This window comes from Haloferax sp. AB510 (assembly GCF_024136985.1).
Taxonomy (GTDB): Archaea; Halobacteriota; Halobacteria; order Halobacteriales; family Haloferacaceae; genus Haloferax.
This window is the reverse complement of the sequence record NZ_JAMYJY010000071.1, coordinates 1-19,029: the sequence shown is the minus strand read 5'-3', so window position 1 is coordinate 19,029 and position 19,029 is coordinate 1. Positions and strand designations below refer to the sequence as shown.

General features: G+C 66.5%; 18 protein-coding genes and 2 pseudogenes. 9 read left to right on the top strand and 11 right to left on the bottom strand.

The window, feature by feature from the left end; translation table 11 throughout:
* Positions 1-358 (bottom strand): annotated as a pseudogene (locus NKF06_RS13735) (alpha/beta hydrolase); the annotation flags it as partial.
* A 54-nt stretch (positions 359-412) separates the two neighbouring features.
* On the opposite strand from NKF06_RS13735, the gene NKF06_RS13730 reads away from it, so the two are divergent.
* Together NKF06_RS13730 and NKF06_RS13725 are read left to right on the top strand one after the other, a co-directional pair.
* On the top strand, positions 413-1,246 hold the full coding sequence (locus NKF06_RS13730; protein ID WP_058828454.1) for a PspA/IM30 family protein: 834 nt from the start codon (positions 413-415) through the stop codon (positions 1,244-1,246).
* A 135-nt stretch (positions 1,247-1,381) separates the two neighbouring features.
* Positions 1,382-2,476 carry a hypothetical protein gene (locus NKF06_RS13725; protein ID WP_253245717.1) on the top strand — a complete coding sequence of 365 codons (1,095 nt, stop codon included), beginning with the start codon at positions 1,382-1,384 and terminating at the stop codon, positions 2,474-2,476.
* Positions 2,477-2,503: 27 nt separating this feature from the next.
* Here NKF06_RS13725 and NKF06_RS13720 read toward each other — a convergent pair whose 3' ends face one another.
* The 6 genes from NKF06_RS13720 to NKF06_RS13695 form a co-directional block, all read right to left on the bottom strand.
* Positions 2,504-3,541 (bottom strand): dipeptide epimerase, encoded by a 1,038-nt coding sequence (locus NKF06_RS13720; RefSeq protein WP_253245716.1) that lies wholly within the window; start codon positions 3,539-3,541, stop codon positions 2,504-2,506.
* Positions 3,542-4,567 carry a DUF1611 domain-containing protein gene (locus NKF06_RS13715; RefSeq protein WP_253245715.1) on the bottom strand — a complete coding sequence of 342 codons (1,026 nt, stop codon included), beginning with the start codon at positions 4,565-4,567 and terminating at the stop codon, positions 3,542-3,544. It lies immediately after the preceding gene.
* 126 nt (positions 4,568-4,693) lie between these two features.
* On the bottom strand, positions 4,694-5,626 hold the full coding sequence (locus NKF06_RS13710; RefSeq protein ID WP_253245714.1) for a Vms1/Ankzf1 family peptidyl-tRNA hydrolase: 933 nt from the start codon (positions 5,624-5,626) through the stop codon (positions 4,694-4,696).
* A gap of 86 nt (positions 5,627-5,712) precedes the next feature.
* Positions 5,713-6,120 (bottom strand): DUF5802 family protein, encoded by a 408-nt coding sequence (locus NKF06_RS13705; RefSeq protein WP_058828385.1) that lies wholly within the window; start codon positions 6,118-6,120, stop codon positions 5,713-5,715.
* A gap of 219 nt (positions 6,121-6,339) precedes the next feature.
* Entirely contained in the window at positions 6,340-6,660 is a 321-nt protein-coding gene (locus NKF06_RS13700; protein WP_253245713.1) for a hypothetical protein, read from the bottom strand.
* Positions 6,650-7,690, bottom strand: a complete 1,041-nt coding sequence (locus NKF06_RS13695) for a zinc-binding dehydrogenase (RefSeq protein WP_058569097.1) — start codon at positions 7,688-7,690, stop codon at positions 6,650-6,652. The genes NKF06_RS13700 and NKF06_RS13695 overlap by 11 nt, the downstream gene beginning before the upstream one ends.
* Positions 7,691-7,924: 234 nt before the next feature.
* Here NKF06_RS13695 and NKF06_RS13690 point away from each other — a divergent pair, with 234 nt between their 5' ends.
* The 3 genes from NKF06_RS13690 (at position 7,925) to ilvD (ending at position 11,226) form a co-directional block, all read left to right on the top strand.
* A complete protein-coding gene (locus NKF06_RS13690; RefSeq protein ID WP_253245712.1) occupies positions 7,925-8,728 on the top strand; it encodes a hypothetical protein in 804 nt (267 codons plus the stop codon).
* Between the two features lie 95 nt (positions 8,729-8,823).
* Positions 8,824-9,375 carry a molybdopterin-binding protein gene (locus tag NKF06_RS13685; RefSeq protein ID WP_253245711.1) on the top strand — a complete coding sequence of 184 codons (552 nt, stop codon included), beginning with the start codon at positions 8,824-8,826 and terminating at the stop codon, positions 9,373-9,375.
* Positions 9,376-9,471: 96 nt separating this feature from the next.
* The gene (ilvD, locus tag NKF06_RS13680; protein ID WP_253245710.1) at positions 9,472-11,226 is read left to right on the top strand and encodes a dihydroxy-acid dehydratase; all 1,755 of its coding nucleotides are present in this window, start codon (positions 9,472-9,474) and stop codon (positions 11,224-11,226) included.
* Positions 11,227-11,275: 49 nt separating this feature from the next.
* On the opposite strand, the gene NKF06_RS13675 is transcribed toward ilvD, so the two are convergent.
* From NKF06_RS13675 to NKF06_RS13665, 3 genes are all read right to left on the bottom strand, one after another.
* Complete coding sequence (locus NKF06_RS13675) at positions 11,276-11,536, bottom strand: hypothetical protein (protein ID WP_253245709.1); 261 nt, start codon at positions 11,534-11,536, stop codon at positions 11,276-11,278.
* A gap of 102 nt (positions 11,537-11,638) precedes the next feature.
* Entirely contained in the window at positions 11,639-12,598 is a 960-nt protein-coding gene (locus NKF06_RS13670) for a D-2-hydroxyacid dehydrogenase (RefSeq protein WP_253245708.1), read from the bottom strand.
* Between the two features lie 55 nt (positions 12,599-12,653).
* On the bottom strand, positions 12,654-12,881 hold the full coding sequence (locus NKF06_RS13665) for a hypothetical protein (RefSeq protein WP_058569091.1): 228 nt from the start codon (positions 12,879-12,881) through the stop codon (positions 12,654-12,656).
* Positions 12,882-13,206: 325 nt separating this feature from the next.
* Here NKF06_RS13665 and NKF06_RS13660 point away from each other — a divergent pair, with 325 nt between their 5' ends.
* The 4 genes from NKF06_RS13660 (at position 13,207) to NKF06_RS13645 (ending at position 18,561) form a co-directional block, all read left to right on the top strand.
* Positions 13,207-14,592: an NAD(P)/FAD-dependent oxidoreductase gene (locus tag NKF06_RS13660; protein ID WP_253245707.1), complete on the top strand. Its 1,386-nt coding sequence runs from the start codon at positions 13,207-13,209 to the stop codon at positions 14,590-14,592.
* A 42-nt stretch (positions 14,593-14,634) separates the two neighbouring features.
* Positions 14,635-15,078, top strand: coding sequence for a hypothetical protein (locus tag NKF06_RS13655; RefSeq protein ID WP_058828376.1), 444 nt, complete (start codon positions 14,635-14,637; stop codon positions 15,076-15,078).
* 294 nt (positions 15,079-15,372) lie between these two features.
* Positions 15,373-17,055 (top strand): NAD-binding protein, encoded by a 1,683-nt coding sequence (locus tag NKF06_RS13650; protein WP_253245706.1) that lies wholly within the window; start codon positions 15,373-15,375, stop codon positions 17,053-17,055.
* A 207-nt stretch (positions 17,056-17,262) separates the two neighbouring features.
* Positions 17,263-18,561, top strand: a complete 1,299-nt coding sequence (locus tag NKF06_RS13645; RefSeq protein WP_253245705.1) for a transposase — start codon at positions 17,263-17,265, stop codon at positions 18,559-18,561.
* Here NKF06_RS13645 and NKF06_RS13640 read toward each other — a convergent pair.
* A pseudogene (locus NKF06_RS13640) lies at positions 18,557-18,823 on the bottom strand (lipopolysaccharide biosynthesis protein); the annotation flags it as partial. The gene NKF06_RS13645 and the pseudogene NKF06_RS13640 sit on opposite strands and share 5 nt — an antisense overlap.
* Positions 18,824-19,029 lie beyond the last annotated feature (206 nt).

Here is a 19,029-nt window from a genome sequence, read left to right as displayed (position 1 = left end):
CGGCCGCGAGGAGCGCCATCGCGCCGCCGAACGAGAAGCCGAACAGACCCACGCGGTCGTAGCGCTCCGCGGCCCACTCGACCGCTCGGAGGGTGTCGGCGCGCTCGCCGTAGCCCTCGTCCCACGGGCCGTAATCGAAGCGGAGGCAGTCCGCGCCGCGGGCGGTGAGCGCGTCGCTGACGGCGACGAGGCGGGCGTCACCGCGGTGGCCTTGGTGCTGCGGATGGGGCGGGCAGGCGACGACGACCGTGTCGACTCGGTCCGCCGCGTCGTCAGTACCGTCCGCGCCGTCTTCGCGGGCGCGGTCGAGGGTCGCCCGCACGTCGCGCCCCCCGGGGACGAGAATCGTCTCGGTCATAGAGACAGGTTGCGCTGGTGAGGTTTTAAGCCGAACGTCGCGTAGTAATTGGGTATGGGAATTCTCTCTCGCACGTCGTACGTCATCCGGTCGAAGATAAACGCCCTCCTCAACCGTGCGGAGGACCCGACCGAGACGCTCGACTACTCCTACGAGAAGATGCGCGACGAGCTACAGCAGGTCAAACAGGGTATCGCCGACCTGACCACCCAGAAGAAGCGACTGGAGATTCAGAAGCGCCGCCTCGAAGAGAACGTCGAAAAGCACAACGACCAGGCCCGCGAGGCCGTCCAGCAGGACCGCGAGGACCTCGCGCGCAAGGCGCTCGAAAAGAAGCAGGCCAAGATGAGCCAAATCGAGGAGCTGGAGACCCAAATCGCCAGCCTGCAGGAGACGCAGGACCAACTCGTCAACAAGAAGGACGAACTCCAGAGCCGCATCGAGGAGTTCCGCACGAAAAAGGAGACGATGAAGGCCCGCTACGAGGCCGCCGAGGCGTCGAGCCGCGTCTCCGAGGCGATGTCCGGCGTCGGCGACGAGATGGCCGACGTGGGCCGCGCGCTCGAACGCGCCGAGGAACGCACCGACGAGATGGAGGCCCGCTCGGCCGCGATGGACGAGCTCATGGACTCCGGCGCGTTCGACGACGCCCTGTCGGACAAGGACTCCATCGAGCGCGAACTCGAAGCCGGCCGCACCAGCGCCGAGGTCGACACCGAACTGGAGACGCTCAAAGCCGAGATGGGCAAGTCCTCCGGGTCGTCGGACGCCGAAAGCGAGAGCGCCGCCGACGCTGACGTGGACGTCGAGACCGACGTGGCCGACGAGGAGGTCGAAGCCGAACTGGAGGAACTGAAGAACGAAGACGACTCGTCTGCTTCCTCCTGAGCGCGCCCGCCGTCTCAATCTCTCTCGCCGCCTCGACTGCCCCGCCTCCCTACCGCCACCGCCGTCCCGCGACACGGTCGACCCTCCGACTAATCGCCAGTACGCACTTCAACCCACCCCGCGATAGCTTCGGTCATGTCGAACACCGGCGGCCCGTCGGCCGGCGAGCCCGACGACACGATGCGGGAGCGCGGGACGACGAGCCGCGCGAAACTCCGCGCCCTCCTCGACGCGGACCGCCGCGTCGTCGCCGCGGCCCCGCTCGTCGTCGTCTTCTGTAGCGTCGTCGTCCTCGGCCAACTGGACCCGACCCCGCTCCGGGTCGCCGTCGAGTCCTCGGACCCCATCGAGACACTCGCACAGGGCCTTCTCACCGCGATTATCACGGGCGTCACGCTCGTCGTCACCATCAATCAGCTCGTGCTCTCGCGCGAACTCGGCCCGCTGGGCGACCAGCGCGACCGGATGGAGGGGTCGATGAACTTCCGCGAGGACGTGGCCGACCTGCTGGACGCGCCGGTCGCGCCGCCGGAGCCCTCGGCGTTCCTACGCGCGCTGGCCGAGGGCATCGCGTCGCGGGCGCGAGCGGTCGAGGCGACGCTCGATGCCGACGGGGACGCGAGCGAAAGTGGGGACGCGGACAAGGACGCGAGCGACGCCGACCCGCCGACCCGCGTCCGCGAGTTCGCCGAGGAGGTCGAGTCCAACGCCGAGGCGGTCGCCGAGCGGCTGGAAGGCCGGCAGTTCGGGACGTTCGAGGTGCTGTCGGCGGCGCTGGACCTGAACTACTCGTGGAAAATCTATCAGGCGGCGCGGCTCCGCCGCGTCCACGACGCCGACCTCTCGTCGGAGACGAAGACGGCGCTGTCGGAGCTTCGCGACGCGCTCGAACTGTTCGGTCCCGCCCGCGAGCACGTCAAGACGCTCTACTTCCGGTGGGAACTGGTCGACCTCTCGCGGATGATGTTCTACGCGGCCGTCCCCGCGCTCGTGGCGAGCATCGGCGCGATTCTCTTTCTCGACGACCCGACCACGGTTACCGGCGCGACGCTTGGCGTGTCAAACCTCCTCCTCACGGTCGCGTTCGTGGTGGCCGTCTCGCTCGCGCCGTTCGCCGTGCTCGCGGCTGCAGTCCTCCGAATATCGACGGTCGCCAAGCGGACGCTCTCTATCGGGCCGTTCGTGCTCCGGTCGGAGACCCGCGAAGACGACCTCGACTGGGACTCCTGAGGGGCGTTTAGCGTCGGGGCCGTCGCGTCACCGACGCTGTGCGCCGGTTCCCGGGCGGTCGAGAGCTTCGAGGTCGATTTCGCCGTTCGGCATCGGAACGCCCTCGTAGGGGTCGTCCGCGAGAAGGAGCGAGCCGTCGAGGTCGGCGTAGTCGAGCAGCGGCGCGAGGTGACAGCCCGCCGCGATGGCGGCGTTCGTCTCTATCATACAGCCGAGCATGACCTCCAGCCCGTGGGCGCGGGCGGCGTGGATGGCGCGTTTGGCCTCCGTGAGGCCGCCGCACTTCATCAGCTTGAGGTTCGCGATGTCGACGCGGTCGGCGATGCGCGGGATGTCGTCGGCCGTGATGCACGACTCGTCGGCCGCGATGGGGAGCGCGCCGTGGTCGTAGACGAACTTCAGCCCCTCGTAGTCCTCGGCGGGGACCGGCTGTTCGACGAACTCGACACCGTGGTCGGCGAGGAACTCGGTCATCTCGACGGCCTCGCGGGGCGTCCACGCCTCGTTGGCGTCGACCCGGATGGTTGCGCCGGGGGCCTCGTCGCGGACGGCCTCGATAATCGCCCTGTCGCGGTCGGTACCGAGTTTGACCTTGAGCACGTCGTAGCCGGCTTCGTAGGCCTCCGCGGTCTTCTCGCGCATCGTGTCGAGGTCGTCGAGACCGACAGTGTACGACGAGGTGGGCGTCTGTGAGGGGTCGAGCCCCCAGAGGCGGTACAGCGGGACGCCGAGGCGCTTGGCCCCGAGGTCGTGGAGGGCGATGCTCACGGCGGTCCGCGCGGCCGGGTTGCGGCGGACCGTCTCGGCCATCTCGCGCTCGATGCGGTCGATGGCGTGCGCGTCGCCGACCGCCTCGACCACCGAGAGCAGGTCCGGAAGGACGGCCTCGACGGTGTCGGCGGTCTCGCCGTAGTGCGACGACGGGGCGGCCGCGCCGACGCCCGTCATGCCGCCTTCGTCCTCGATTCGGACGACGACGTTCTCGGCTTCGGTCTGGACGCCGCGAGCGATGCCGAACGGCTCCGCGAGCGGCATCGAGACGCGCTCGAACTCCGTCGTGAGCATCTAGAACACCTCGTCTATGAGGTCGGCCGACCCGAACCGGACGGGGTCAACCGCGGGGACGCCGAGTTCGTCGGCGAAGGCGTCGACGGCTTCGGCCGCCTCCACGTCGTCGTCGACGTGCGAGGTGTTGAGCATCCCGGCGACCACGTCGGCCTCGTGGACCGGGTCGGCGAGGTTCTCGTACAGCGAGACGTACTCCGAGAGGTCAGGTAGGGCGAACTCCTCGTAGCCGTGAATCGCTTCGCGGGTGGCCTCGTGACAGAGGACGAGCTTGTCGGCCATCGAGCCGTGGAGGATGCCGCAGGTGACCGCCGAGTACGCCGGGTGGACGATGCTCCCCTGGCCCTCGACGAACAGCACGTCGTGTTCGTCGCCCTTCTCCAGAATCATCTCCTCGACCGCGCCGGCGGTGAAGTCGCTCACGACGCGGTCGACGGGGTTGCCCCAGCCCGCAATCATGATGCCGGTCTGGCCGGTCGGGATGAACCCCGCGTCGATGCCCCGCTCGCGGGCGGCCTCGACGAGTTCGAGCGTCGCGGTCATCTTGCCGACCGAGCAGTCGGTGCCGACCGTGAGGACGACTTCGGCGTCCACGTCGGCGGACTTGCCCTGCGCGACGCCGAGGTCGTCGTGGGGCTTGCGAACGTCGTTGATGTCGCAGCCGTGTTCGTCGGCGAGTCGGACGAACTCCTCGTCTTCGGTGAGGAAGTAGTGGAGGCCGGAGATGAGGTCACAGCCGCGTGCGAGGGCGGTGCGAACGTCGTCGCGCCACGTCTCGTCGAACGCGCCGCCGATGGGCGAGATACCGATGAGAAGGGCGTCGGCGTCGGGCGCGTCGGCCATCGAGGCGACGACGGGCACGTCCGGGAGGTCGCGGCGGTGGTCGGCGGCGGAGGTGCCGGGGTTGTCGCGGTCGAGGACGGCAACCACGTCGTAGTCCGCGTACTTCAGGACGCCCGTGGCGGTCTTCGCGCGGTCGGGGAACTTCTCGTGTGCGAGGACGACGACTCGCTGTGGGTCGTTCATACAGGGTGTCACTACGTGCCACCCTAAAAGGTGGGGCGATTCGGCGGCGACTGCCGGGTCATATCGCCGAGTTGTCTGCGAGTATTCGAGGACGACCGAGAGCGCGGCCGCGGCGTCGTCACCGACTCAGAGCCGGTAGAGCCGCGTGGTCCAGAACTCTCTGGACGCCTCCGTGAGCGCCGCTTCGGGGTCGCCGCTGGCGTCGACGGTCGCGGTCAGCGCGGCCCGCTCGCGGAACTCGCCGAGGACGGTTCGCTCGCCGAGGACGACGAGGTCGGCGTCACCGTCGGCGGCTCCCGCGCCCGCGCCGGAATCGCCGCCGAGGAACTCGTCGAGCGACTCGTGACAGCGGTCGAGGTGGTCGTCAATTTGTCCCTCGCGGATGCGCTCGAAGCGCGCCTGCGAGAACCCGCCTTTCGAGTGGGCGGACTTCACGTCGCTCTCGAAGCCCTCGACGAATTCGAGGTCGCCGTCCTCGTAGCGGCCGAGGGCGAACAGGTCGCCGCGGACGAGGGCGACGACGGTGGCCTCGGTCGGATGGAACCACGCCGGGTCGAGGTCGAAACCGTCGCTCCACGCGTCGAAGCCGTCGGGTTGACGTGGCGGCGAGAGCGCCACGCTCACCAGTCCGGCGTCGTCGGTGAGCGCGACGCAGGGCGCGGCCCGGCGGACGAGCGGGGCGCGGTCGCCGAACGCGGACTCGGCGGCCGAGGGGAGCGAGCGGTCGTCGGCGACGGCGGCGGTGAGCGCGCCCTCCGCGTCGGTCGAAACCGAATCGAGGCGGGACAGTACCTCGCGGAGGCGGTCACCGCGGAGGTCCTCGGTCCCGCGGAAGTCGAGGGAGTCGTCCTCGCCCGAGAGGCGCTCCACGCGGTCTTCGAGTTCGGTGACGCGGTCTTCGAGGCGGTTGACCTCCTTTTCGGCCTCCTGTCGCGCGCGTGCCGCCTCCTGTCGGCGGTCGGACTCGCCCTCCAGACGCCCGGCTAACGCGTCGCGTTCGTCTTCCAACTCGGCGATGCGCTCTTTGAGTTCGGCTCGACCCAACAACTCGTCCAGCATACACGGACGCGTGCGGGCCGACCACTTGAGCGTTCGGACGCGAGGCGAGCGGGACCGTTCCGCCCGCCGCGACTCCGAGGAACGTCTTACGCCAGCCTGTCGTCCGGACGGTCCGGGCCGGGTCCGCCGGCGTCACCGGGACCGCCGGGCGCGAGGTCGTCGAGGTCGTAGCCGGCGTATCGGAGCAACTCGGCCGCTCGCGGGGCGTCGGCGAGAAGCACCGGCCTGTCGTCGGGAAGCGCGTCGGAGTCCACGGCGTCTCGGGGGAGTGCGAGTGTCCCCGAGGGGACGCCGTCGTCGCCGACGACCGGGAAGTGGGCCGTGTCGAGTTTCATCACGAGCGGGTAGTCGACTCGCTCGACGCCGCGGCCGTCCGTGTAGACGCACTCGTTGAGTCGCTCGTGTTCCGTTCGGTGAATCGCCGCCTCGGCCCCGTCGTACGGTTCGACGTACAATCGGCCGAGGAAGTAGCTGCTGGAGAACCGTTCGAACATCTGTGCGTGTGAATGTCAACCACGGAACGGGATAAGCCTTGTCGGAACCATTTATATCGACACGCAATTCCACCGGGGAGAATCAGAGACGGCAGGTGACACCGGCAGACGGGAGCGTGAATCGAGCGCGAGAAAATCGGGCGTGAAAACGGGCGTTGCGTCTCGCTCGCTTCGAGGGAGCGGTTTCGGCGGGTCGAAGCGGGCGTGGTTACGGACGGTTCAGTCGTCGCCCCGGGTCGCCGCGGTCATCGACCAGACGGCGACGAGGCCGAGCGCGAGCGCTGGGAGCATCGGCAGGGCCAGCATGGCCGCGAGGTACGGCAGGCCGGCCATCGCCGGGAGCGACGGCACGAGGTACACCGCGCCGGGGATGACGAGGAAACAGAGCGCGACGACGCCGACGAGCACCCAGCCGCGGTTGCCGAAGCCGGTCGCCTCCGGCTCCGAGCTACCGCCGCCGACGGCGACGCCGTCCGGCCGGTGGACGTAGGTGTCGGACTCGGCGGTCGCGTCGTCCTGAGCCGTGGTGTCAGAGCTCACTATCGGGGATTACGACCACCTTGCCAAAGCCCTGTCGCTCCTCGATGAGTTCGTGCGCGCGGTCGATTTCGCTCATCGGGAGCGTCTCGCGGATGCGGGGTTCGAAGGTGCCGTCCCAGACGAGGTCGAGCACCTCGTCGGCCTCGCCGGGCGTCGCCATCGTCGAGCCGATGACCGAGAGCTGGTTCCAGAAGATGTAGTTGAGGCCCGCGCCCGGGTCCGGTCCGGTCGTCGCCCCGCAGGTGACGACGCGGCCGCCCTTGACGAGGCTCTTGAGCGACTGCTTGTAGGTGGCCTCGCCGATGTGGTCGACGACCATGTCGACGCCGCGACCGTCGGTGAGCTTCCGTATCTCCTTCGAGAAGTCGTCTTCCTCGTAGTTGATGACGTGGTCAGCGCCGCACTCCTTCGCGTACTCCAGTTTCTCGTCGGTGGAGGCGGTCGCGTACACTTCCGCACCCGCGTAGTCGGCGATTTGGACGGCTGCGTGGCCGACGCCGCCGGACGCGCCGAGAACGAGCACCTTCTCGCCGGGGCGCAGTTCGCCGCGGTCGACCAGCATCCGCCACGCGGTCTGGAAGACGAGCGACGCGGAGCCGGCGACCTCCCACGGCACGTCCTCGGGGACGGGCACGAGGTTTTCCTCGGGAATCGCCGCGAACTCGGCGTGGACGCCGCGGACGTGCTCACCGATGATGTGGAAGTCCGGCGCGAGCGTCGGGTCGCCCTTCCGGGAGAACTCGTCGCCGCCGCCGGCGACGCCCGCGATGAGCGCGACGTGGTCGCCCGCCTCGAACCGGGTCACGCGCTCGCCGACCTCGGTGACGACGCCGGCCATGTCGCTGCCGGGGATGTGCGGCATCTCCAGTTCGACGCCCGGAAGCCCCCGTCGCGTCCAGATGTCGAGGTGGTTGAGCGAAGCCGCCTTCACGTCGACGAGAACCTCGTCGGGGCCGACCTCCGGGTCCGGGAAGTCGCCATATTCGAGGACGTCTCGGTCGCCGTGTTCCGTGAATTGGACCGCTTTCATCTCGACCCGACCGATGAAGTGCAGGAACTAAAGTGTAGGTTTACGCCAATTGTCTTTCCTCTTTTTCGACAGGCAACGACAACCCACAGCTCCAAAACCTATCGGTGCGAAGATATATACGACACAGGGTTCCCAACACAGTCAGGTTTGGCAGTCATCCGCTGACGAGCGCTCGGCGGGCCGAATGGACGGGGCCGGTGGTCGTCAGATACTGCTCGAAGGAGAATCACGTACGTGAACAGAGACGAGACTTCAGCACAGCTCTCGCGCCTGCTCATGAGGCGGTCGTCGTTCGTCCGGTCGCTCGCGGAGCGACCGCGAGACAAGCGCGGGCTCGCAGACGACCTCGATACGTCGCGTTCGACGGTCGACCGCGTCGTCCGCGAACTGCTCGACGCCGGGCTCGCCGAGCGCGTCGAGGGTCGGTATCAACTGACCAGCGTCGGCCGGTGCGCGCTCGGCGCGTACGACGAGTGTCTCGACTCGCTCCGCGGCGTTCACGCGGCCCGTGACCTCCTCTCGATGCTGCCGGCCGACGCGCCCTTGGACCCCGCGTTCCTCACGGGCGCGACGGTCCATACGTCGACGCCGAACATTCCGGACAGCGCGATTCAGGAGCTGTTTTCGAGCATCGAGCACGCGGAGCGAGTCTACGGTGTCGCCCCGGTCGCGCTCGTCGGTCAGCTCCGCCCGTTCTACGAGACGGCGACCGCCGGTGGGACGGTCGTCGAGATGATTATCGCCGACGAGCTGTTCGACCGGCTCGTCGCCGCGCCGTCCTCCCGCACGGTCATCGAAGACCAACTCCGACACGAGTCGGTGACGCTCTATCGCGGGTCGGTTCCGTTCCGGTTCGGTCTCTGGGTGACAGAATCGGAGGCGGGCATCGTCGTCTACACTGACACCGGCGTCGGCGGGGTCGCCCGCAACGACACCAAAGCCGCGGTCGAGTGGGCCAACGAGCAGTTCGAGACGCTCCGCGAGAACGCGGAACGGCTGACGCTTGACTCGCTCGACGAGGTCACAGACGACGGGTGAGCCGCACCGCTCTGCGGTGAACCGTCCGGCCGCCGCGAGCCAACGACCGCCGGGGCGACGCGGGAACTTTATCGCCGGACGACGAAGCCGCGGCCGTGAGCGACCACGACCACCATCACGGCGAGGGAGACCACGACCACGACCACGACCACCATCACCACGACATCGACGCCCTCGAAGCGGCGGTGCTGACGATTTCGTCCACCCGCGACGTCGACGACGACCCCGCCGGCGACGCGATAGCGGAACTGCTCCGCGAGGGCGGACATTCAGTGTCGGTCCGGCGGGTCGTCGACGACGACTTCGACGCGATACAGACCGCGGTCTCGCGGATGGCCGACCGCGGCGACGTCGACGTGACGGTCACGACCGGCGGAACGGGCGTCACGCCCGACGACCGGACCGTCGAGGCGACGGCACAGCTGTTCGGGAAGACGCTCCCCGGCTTCGGCGAACTGTTCCGGCGGCTCTCGTACGACGAAATCGGCACCAAGGTCGTCGGCACCCGCGCGACCGCCGGCGTCGTCGACGGGATGCCGACGTTCTGTCTGCCGGGCAGCGAGAACGCCGCCCGGCTCGGGACCGCGGAGATAATCGTCCCCGAAGCGCCGCATCTCACCGGGCTGGCGCGGCGCGACGCGGAGTAGGAAAAGGCCCTCAGAATCGTGGGTCGTCGGGCGAATCCGACTGCAACGTCTGCCCAGTCGCGGCCATTTAAGTTCGCGCACACGCTCCGAAGAGGTATGAGCCAGCAGTCCCCACGCGAGGAGGACCCGGACGACGTGTTCTCCAGCGGCAAGGACCCGAACCTCCGGAGCTCGGAGGTCACAGAGGGTCCCGACAAGGCCCCGCACCGTGCGATGTTCCGCGCCATGGGCTTCGACGACGAGGACTTCTCGTCGCCGATGGTCGGCGTGCCGAACCCCGCCGCCGACATCACCCCGTGTAACGTCCACCTCGACGACGTTGCCGACGCCGCAATCGAGGGCATCGACGCCGCGGGCGGGATGCCCATCGAGTTCGGGACCGTCACCATCTCCGACGCCATCTCCATGGGGACCGAGGGGATGAAGGCCTCGCTCATCTCCCGCGAGGTCATCGCCGACTCCGTCGAACTCGTCTCCTTCGGCGAGCGCATGGACGCGCTCGTCACCGTCGCCGGCTGCGACAAGAACCTCCCCGGCATGATGATGGCCGCCATCCGGACCGACCTCCCGTCGGTGTTCCTCTACGGCGGCTCCATCATGCCCGGCCAGCACGAGGGCCGCGAGGTGACCGTCCAGAACGTCTTCGAGGGCGTCGGCACCTACGCCGAAGGCGACATGAGCGCCGACGAACTCGACGACCTCGAACGCCACGCCTGCCCCGGCGCGGGCTCCTGCGGCGGGATGTTCACCGCCAACACGATGGCCTCCATCTCCGAGGCGCTCGGACTGGCCCCGCTCGGGTCCGCGTCCGCGCCCGCCGAGTCCGACGAGCGCTACGAGAACGCCCGCCGCGCCGGCGAGGTCGTCCTCGACTGCGTGGAGAACGACCGCCGCCCCTCCGACATTCTCACGAAGAAGTCCTTCGAGAACGCCATCACGCTGCAGGTCGCCACCGGCGGGTCGACCAACGCCGTGCTCCACCTGCTCGCGCTCGCCGCCGAGGCCGGCGTCGACCTCGACATCGAGGAGTTCGACGAAATCTCCCGGCGCACGCCGAAAATCGCCAACCTCCAGCCCGGCGGCACGCGCGTCATGAACGACCTCCACGAAATCGGTGGCATCCCGGTCGTCATCCGCCGTCTCGTCGAGGCCGACCTGTTCCACGGCGACGCGATGACCGTCACCGGCCGCACCATCGCCGAGGAACTCGACCACCTCGACCTGCCGGACGACGACGGCCTCGAAGCGGACTTCCTCTACACGGTCGACGAGCCGTATCAGGAGGAGGGAGCCATCAAGATTCTCACCGGCAACCTCGCGCCCGACGGCGCGGTCCTGAAGGTGACCGGCGACGACGCCTTCCACCACACCGGTCCCGCCCGCGTCTTCGAAAACGAGGAGGACGCGATGCGCTACGTGCAGGAGGGACACATCGAGGCGGGCGATGTCATCGCCATCCGCAACGAGGGACCGCGCGGCGGTCCCGGCATGCGTGAGATGCTCGGCGTCACCGCCGCCGTCGTCGGACAGGGTCACGAGGACGACGTGGCGCTCCTCACCGACGGCCGATTCTCCGGCGCGACGCGCGGTCCGATGGTTGGCCACGTCGCCCCCGAGGCGATCGAGGGCGGCCCCATCGGCCTCCTCGAAGACGGCGACGAAGTGACCGTCGACATCCCGAACCGCGAACTCTCCGTGGACCTCACAGACGAGGAACTCGAAGCGCGGAAGGAAGACTGGGAACCCAAGCCGCCGGCGTACACCTCCGGCGTGCTGGCGAAGTACGCCCGCGACTTCGGCTCCGCCGCGAACGGCGCGGTGACGAACCCGGCGCTCACGCGCGACGAATAGGGACGAGTCGCCGCGGCGTCTCCCGCGACGCGGACGCCGTCGTCCGTCGTCAAAACAGGTGCACGCCGGACGCCCGGTACAGGGCGAGTACCCCGATTCCGAGCGCTGTTCCGACCGGAACCAGCAGAATCACTTTTCGCGGCTGTTCGGTGAACCCGTAGACGCACAAGCCGAACGGGACGGACAGCAGCACGTCTATCGTCCACTCCGGGAGGGCGGGCGAGAGCCCGGACCACGGGAAGGCAAAGAAGACTCCGACGCCGGTGAAAAAGGCAAGAATTCGGTTCCACCGCCACGATGAGAACTGCACGGCGCAATCGACAGTGACAACCAAATTGACAGTTTCGGTGCGGAACCCGGTCGCGGCGTCACCGACTTCGCTCCCGCGGTCGCCGGCGTAGTTCTGCTCGGCCTAGACCACGCGGTTCCGCAGGTCGTCGTCGCCGGCGTCCAGTTTGTCGAGGTTCTCCGCGATGATGTCGGCCATGCGCTCCCAGTACTTCGGGGTGTGGCCGGCGTTGTGGGGCGTGATGAGGACGTTCTCGAAGTCCCAAAGCGGGTGGTCCGAGGGGAGCGGTTCGGGGTCGGTCACGTCGAGCGCCGCCCCGCGGATGCCGTTGCTTCGGAGTTGGGAGACGAGCGCGTCGGTATCGACGACCGGGCCGCGGCCGACGTTGACGAGGACGGTGTCGGGGGCCATCGACGCGAACGCATCGGCGTCGACGAGGCCGCGGGTGGCGTCGGTCAGCGGGCACGCGATGACGACGTAGTCGGCGCGGGCGAAGGCGTCGTGGAGGCCCTGTTCGTCGTCGAAGCCGACGACCTCGTCGGTCGGGCCGCCCTTCTCCGGCGAGTAGCGCACGCCGACGGTCTCGACGCCGAACGGGTCGAGTCGGTCGACGATTGCCTCGCCGAGCGCGCCGAGACCGACGACGGCGACCGTCGAACCCTGCAGTTCGACAGTCGGGTACGATTGCCAGACGCCGGCGTTCTGCTGGCGCTCCGCGACGTGGAAGCGGCGGGCGAAGTAGAGGAGGCTGCCGAGGACCTGTTCGGCGATGTTCGGGCCGTGGACGCCGGAGGCGTTGGTGACGGCCACGTCGCGGGCCTCGAACGCCTCGATGGGGAGGTGACCCGTGCCGGCGAACACGCAGGCGAACAGGTCGAGATTCTCGGCGGCTTCGAGGGCCGCTTCGTCCGCGTCGAAGCCGGTGGCGACTCGCGCGCGAGAGAGGAGGTCGCGCTCCTCTGCGGGGGTCGTCGCGAGGGCGACCTCGCGGTCTGGGAGCCGCTCGCGGAGCGTTTCGGCGTACGCCTCGGCAGACAGGCCGTGAATCTTCTGCCGAAGCACCGCGATGTCTGGGTCGGACATGCTCGATGATTCTCGAAGTCGGTGATGAATCTGTCCGATTCGGCCGGGTGTACGCTCACTCGATGGGCTCGCGTCGCCGCGGGCGACGTTTCGAAATCGTCCGGGTGACCGCGACGGCATCGACTGTCGGGTCGACGACGAACCGCGTACCGTCTTCGCCGAGTTTCCACGCAACGGGCGCATACCCCTGTGGGGCGGGGCCGCCGTCGACGAAGACGAGGTCGCCCGTCTCGTCGCGGAATACGACGGGCTCTCTCGGTTCGTCCGGCTCGTCTGCGGTCATTGACTCGGAGCTACCGCGCACGCCGTGATAAACCTCCGTCTCTGGTTATCAGACACAGTATTTAGTGGGTATCGCCCGAGAAAATCAATAGCAGTCGCCGACATCTACGTCTTCTCGAAATTATCTCTGACCGTATCGCAATGCGCGGCGCGGAGGCCGTCGGGATGTCGTCCCCCGAAGCGTGGTCGAACGATGACGCGCCGGGCCGCGGACGCACCGTGCGACCGAAACACGGCCGGAGCGGCGCGTAGACACGCAGTATCAAAACCGTCGGACGCCGCGTCGGTTCAGGGGGTTTAATACCCGAGCGAAGTGCTGTAGCGGTATGGAACGCGTAGATGTCGCCATCATCGGCGGCGGTCCGGCCGGCACGTCGGCGGCACACGCCGCGGCCTCGGCCGGAGCCTCCGCTCTGGTCCTCGAAAAGGGCGTCCCCCGAGCAGACCGACCGGGCCTCGGGCCCGATTCGACGGACGCGGCCGGTATCCTCGACTACTGGGTGGACATCATGGGCATCCACCCCGACGAGTTCCCCGACGACGTCGTGCTCGACATCCTCGACCGCGCGGAGTTCATCGGGCCGAACGAGTCGCTGACCCTTCGGAGCACCGGCATCGACTCCTCGTACGACGAGTTCGGCTACACCTTCCACCGCGCGAAGTTCGACGACTGGCTCCGCAGCCGCGCCGAAGACGCCGGCGCGGAGTACCGCGTGAAGGCCTCTGTCCGCGACGTGGAGACCGACCTCGGCGCCACCGGCGACGATCCCCGGCACGTCGTCCGCCTCGCCAACGGCGAGGACGTGGGCGCAGACTTCGTCGTCCTCGCCGACGGCCCCCAGCGGACGGTCACGAACAAGGTGCTCGACGACCTGCTTTCGTTCCCCATCACGGACCGCCTGTCGTCGACCGAGGCGAATCACATCGCCTATCAGGAACACCGCGAGTTCCCGCCGGAACTGTTCGACGAAGTCGACGGCGCAATCAAGTTCTGGTGGGGTTACATGCCCGGCCACACGGCGTATCCGTGGATTTTCCCGAACGACAACAACGTCTGCCGGGTCGGTCTCACGATGCCCATCGGCCTCGACATCGACGAGGTCGAGGACCGCGATGCGTACAACCTCCTCCGCGAGGACGACGAGCGCATCCCGCAGGGCCGCGAGTACGTCCGCCGCCTCCTCGAACAGGAGTACGGTGACGAGTACGACATCGACGAGGACTTCCCGCTCGTCGAGGACCGCGGGAAGACGAAGGGCACCGAGACGTACGCCATCTCCTCGACGCGCCCCATCGACTCGCCCGCGTCGGCCGGCATCGCCGTCACCGGCGGCGCGATGGGCGCGACTTCGGCTTTCCACGAGGGCGGCGACCACGTCGCCGTCCGGACGGGAGCCATCGCCGGCGAACTCGCCGCCGAGGGAGACCTGAGCGACTACAACGAGCGCTGGAAGGACGCCATTGGCGACGAGATTCTCCGGAACGTCGCCATGGCCGAAATCGTCCACGACTACGGCCCCGGCCAGTGGGACAAGACGTTCAAGGCGGCCCGGAAGCTCCTCGAAAAGGACGAGGGCTACAAGGCGTTCGGCGCCTCGAAGCTCACCGCCGGGTTCAGCGCCGCCAAACTCGCCACGCAGTACCAGCGGACGAAAATGAAGTACCGCAAGGGCAAGTACGTCCAACTGCGCGAAGACGAGTACGCGCTGTAATCGACGGAAGACTTATCAGTTTCTCCGAATTTCTGTCAGTCGATGGCCGGCCGAGCCTCTCGCCGTCAGCTGCTCCGTCGCGGAGCCGCGGCCGTCGGCGTGGGGCTGACCGGCGGCCTCGCCGGCTGCTCGTCACTTCGGGGGTGTACGTCGGCCGAAATCGTCCTCCGAGCGGAACTGGTCGGGAACGCCCCCGACGGAGCGACCGTCGTCGACGCCGCCGACCCGCGGGTCGCGAACAGCCCGTGGGTGCTGAGGGTGGTCGAAGCCGCCGCCGAGGGCCACCCGCGAGAGTCGAGTATCTCCGACTGCCTGAGCGACTACGACGCCCTCCGCGCAGACCTCGACGCGCTCCCGTCGGTCGACCGGTCCGAAGACCGCCTTTATTTCGTCCGCGTCGACGGCCAAGTCGTCCGGCTTCGAGCCGCCTTCTTCGCCGGCGACGACGCCCGCCGGTCGGAACTCGTTTTACCCCCGGTGCGCTAGGGTCGAGTGCGTACCTCAAGTCCCCGTCCGAGTATTCCCACTTTGGGAGCGATGACAGCACGGCGAACCCGGGTGCGCAATAGCTACTGGCCGGCTGACGCCGGCGTACTTCGGAACGTCCGCGCCCGAAAGACGGACCGCCCGGCACGAGGGTTTCCCGGTTGACGCGGCACGCCGCCTCGGGATGAGACCGGCCGTTAGTGTTCTGGGCGACATTCTACGCCCGATGAGAGGGTTCACTACGAGGAGGGCGTACTGTTTTCTTCGCTTCCGCACTACTGTACGTGTCTCACAATGTCGCCACTCCCCGAGTCCATTCGTCGGTTCAAACCAAGCCGTCGAATCCGACACGTCATCTACTACCTCACCGGGCTCGTGTTACTCATAGTCTTCTACACAGTAGCATACAACTACGCACTGGCGCGGCTCGAAGGCGCCAACCAGTCCATTTTCGCCTCGTTCGAGTTCGTCATTCAGACGATGACCACCACGGGCTACGGGCAAGACTCGGATATCTGGAGCCATCCGCTGATGTTCCTGTTCGTCGTCTTGATTCAGATTTCCGGTATCGCAGTCGGGTTTTTCACCCTCCGCCTCATCATCATTCCCCTGTTCACCAGCGCCGAGGTCAACCTCGACGACCGACTCAGCCCGAAAAACGGCCACGTCATCATCTGTGAGTACCGCCGGGACTCTGCAATTCTCCTGGACGAACTCAGAGAATTTGGCATCGATTACGTGCTCATTTCGTCCTCACGGGAAGACGCCGAATCACTTTCAAATCGTGGCTACGCCGCCATTCACGGCTCTCCACAAGCAACGACAACGTTTGAACGAGCCAGCATCAAGACTGCACGGACGGTCATTACTGACGCCGGCGATGCGAACGTCAACACGATACTTACTGTCCGAGGAGTACGGCCTGATATCGACGTCATCGCACTGACCGACGACAGCAGAATGGAGGAGGTACTGCGTACCGTCGGCGCAGATACCGTGCTGTCACCGCACGGCGTTTTAGGACACCGTCTCGCAGAGAAAGCCGTCGCCTCGTTCAGCTCTGAACTGCGAGACACCATCGAACTCGGGGGAGACACGAGACTGATGGAGCTCCCAGTCTCCGAATCGAGCGAGCTCGTGGGGCGTAGTATCAGAGAAACCAGGGTTAGAGAGCGAACCGGTGCCAATATCGTCGGTGCGTGGATCGACGGCGAGCTACAGTTGCCACCCAGCCCAGACGCCGTCGTCCGTCCGAACACCGTTCTGTTAGTGTCCGGGGAGGAAGCCGCACTCAAGAACCTGAGCGAGTTCACCCGGCCACCCCGGTCGTTCACCGGACACGAGCGTTTCGTGCTCGTGGGGTTGGGAGAAGTCGGTCGCGCCGCAAAGTCGGTCATCGAGGAGTCTAGTGGAGAAGTCGTCACAGTTGACGTCGAGGACCGCCCGGGCGTCGATATCGTCGGCGACGGAGGGGACCGGGAAGTATTGCTCGCCGCAGGGGTCGAAAGCGCCGGGGCAATCATCATTGGCGTCCCAGACGATTCGATTGCGCTCTTGACGACCGTGCTCGCACAGTCGATCAACCCCGAGATAGAGGTTCTCGTCCGAGTTGGAGACGCAGAGGCCACCCAGAAGGCGTTCAGCGCCGGCGCCGACTACGTCCTCTCGGTCCCGCGAGTGAGCGCGAGGATGGTCGCAAAGGAGCTTCGAGGTGAGGACGTACTCGCGCCGGCGAGCCAGATTCGCCTCGTTCGCGTGCCGTCCACACCGTTTTCGGGGTCGACACTCGGAAACTCCCGCATCTACGAACAGACCGGCTGTCGCGTCATCGCTATCGAGGACGGTGACGGACAAACAGTTTCGGTCGACCCTCAGTGGCAGTTCTCCGGGGACGAGCGAATAACCATTGTCGGGGGTGACGAGGCGGTACAGAAGTTCCTCAAGCGATTCGACGTCACCCCAACTGACCTCTCCTGATAGTCGGCCTCGGTCGGCAGCGTGAGACACAACGTTCGTCATCGGCGCCGGTATCACGCTTCTCACATGATTACGAGGAGGAAGCCCACGAGTTTACTCGTGGGTGGAATCCGACAAGCAACTCCACCAACCACGAGCGATAGCAAGCAGACTCCCCCACGTCAATCCAAATTGATATAAAGAGCCAATTCGATATGTGAATTAACGATGGAGGTGATTCGTACCGTCAAAGTCAAACTCGACGTACCCAACGAGCGGTGCGACGACCTTCATCAGACCAAAACTCAGTTCCTCCATTGTGCGAACACCACCGCAGAGTGGGCGTGGAGATACCCGAACGACTACTGTGTGACTTCGAAACAGAAAGCCGAGAACGCCCTCTACGAGCGACTTCGCAACGAGACGGAGTTGACGGCAAACCTCGTACAGAAAGGGATTCGACGCGCTATCGAGGCCACAAAAAGCGGTGTCGCCCGACTCAAGAAAGGAGACAACACCAGTCAACCGTACTTCAAAGCGTGGAGCGTCGTCTACGACAAACGCTCTGCGACGTTCCACCGCGACCACGTTTCGCTCTCGACAGTAAATGGTCGCGTTGAGTGCGACTACGTGATTCCCAGCGAAACTGAGGGAACGCCGATTGGCGAGTATCTGCTGAACGAGGACTACGAGTTCCGGATGTCAACGTTGCAGTACGACCGCTCTACGTCGGAGTTCTATCTCCACGCACGGATGCGCCGAACCATAGACGAGCAAGAGCAGTCCACGACTTCTTCTGAAGACGCCAAGCACAGAACAGTCCTTGGCGTTGACCTGAACGTGGATGGCTCACTCGCCGTGACTTCCACAGGCGCGTTCATCGGGAACGCAGACGAGATGAACCACCGACGCCGAGAGTTCGAGAAGACTCGCGGGTCGATGCAACAGACGGGAACGCGGTCGGCGCACCTGTCGATTCAGTCGATGAACGACCGTGAACACCGTTGGATGCAGGACGAACTCCATCGAGCCTCAAACCAGATTCTCGAAGAAGCTCACGACCACGGCTGTACGCACATCGCGTTCGAGAATCTGACCGATATTCGCAAACGGATGGCTGGTGCGAAGCGATTCCACGCATGGGCGTTCCGACGCCTCTCTCAGTACGTTGAGTACAAGGCGGAGATGTTCGGGATCAAGGTTGAGCAGGTGAGCCCTGCGTACACGAGTCAGCGGTGTTCGTCATGTGGGTTTACGCATGAATCGAATCGGCGGACGAAGCATCAGTTCGTGTGTCAGAAGTGCGAGTACGAACTGAACGCGGACTACAACGCGAGTAAGAACATCGCTCGGAAACTACTCAGGAGACTCCACTCGGGGCAGACGTCTTCGAGTGGAGGCGCACCCTGTCAGTGTGCGCTCCCGTCAGGGACGCTGAACCTGAATGGTGATTTCCACGCCTCCGTCGACTCGACGGCAGAAGGGGAGTCCACTGACAAGCCCACGACTTCAGTCGTGGGTTACTGACGAGTCGGAACAGAAGTTGGGAGGCGCGCCACGCGAACGCGTAGACGCCGTAGACGACCGGGCCGAGTCCCTGTGCGAGCGCGTACTCGGTCGCCGTCGTCAGCGCCCGCTGGAGCGACTGGCCGCCGGAGGCGACGACCGCGCCGTGGCCGATGGTCAAGAGCGCCTCGCGTTCGTCGTCGGCGATATCAGCGTCGGGGGCGGGGGCGGCGTCGTGACTCCGGTCGTCGAGTACGTCGGTGTCGGATGTATCGGAGGGCACTGTCGCGTCTCTGTCGCTTGTCGAGGTCGAAAATAAGTCGCGTGATTCGCCCGCGAGCCGCGCGGTCACTCCCGACGCGAGGCGAGCGCGAGTCGGCCACCGCCGGCGACGATGCCGAGGATGCCGACCAGCCCGAGGGGGCCGGAGAGTCCGAACAGCGTCGCCGCGAGGCGGAACGAGCCGGCGGCGCGAAGGGCGACGCCGGC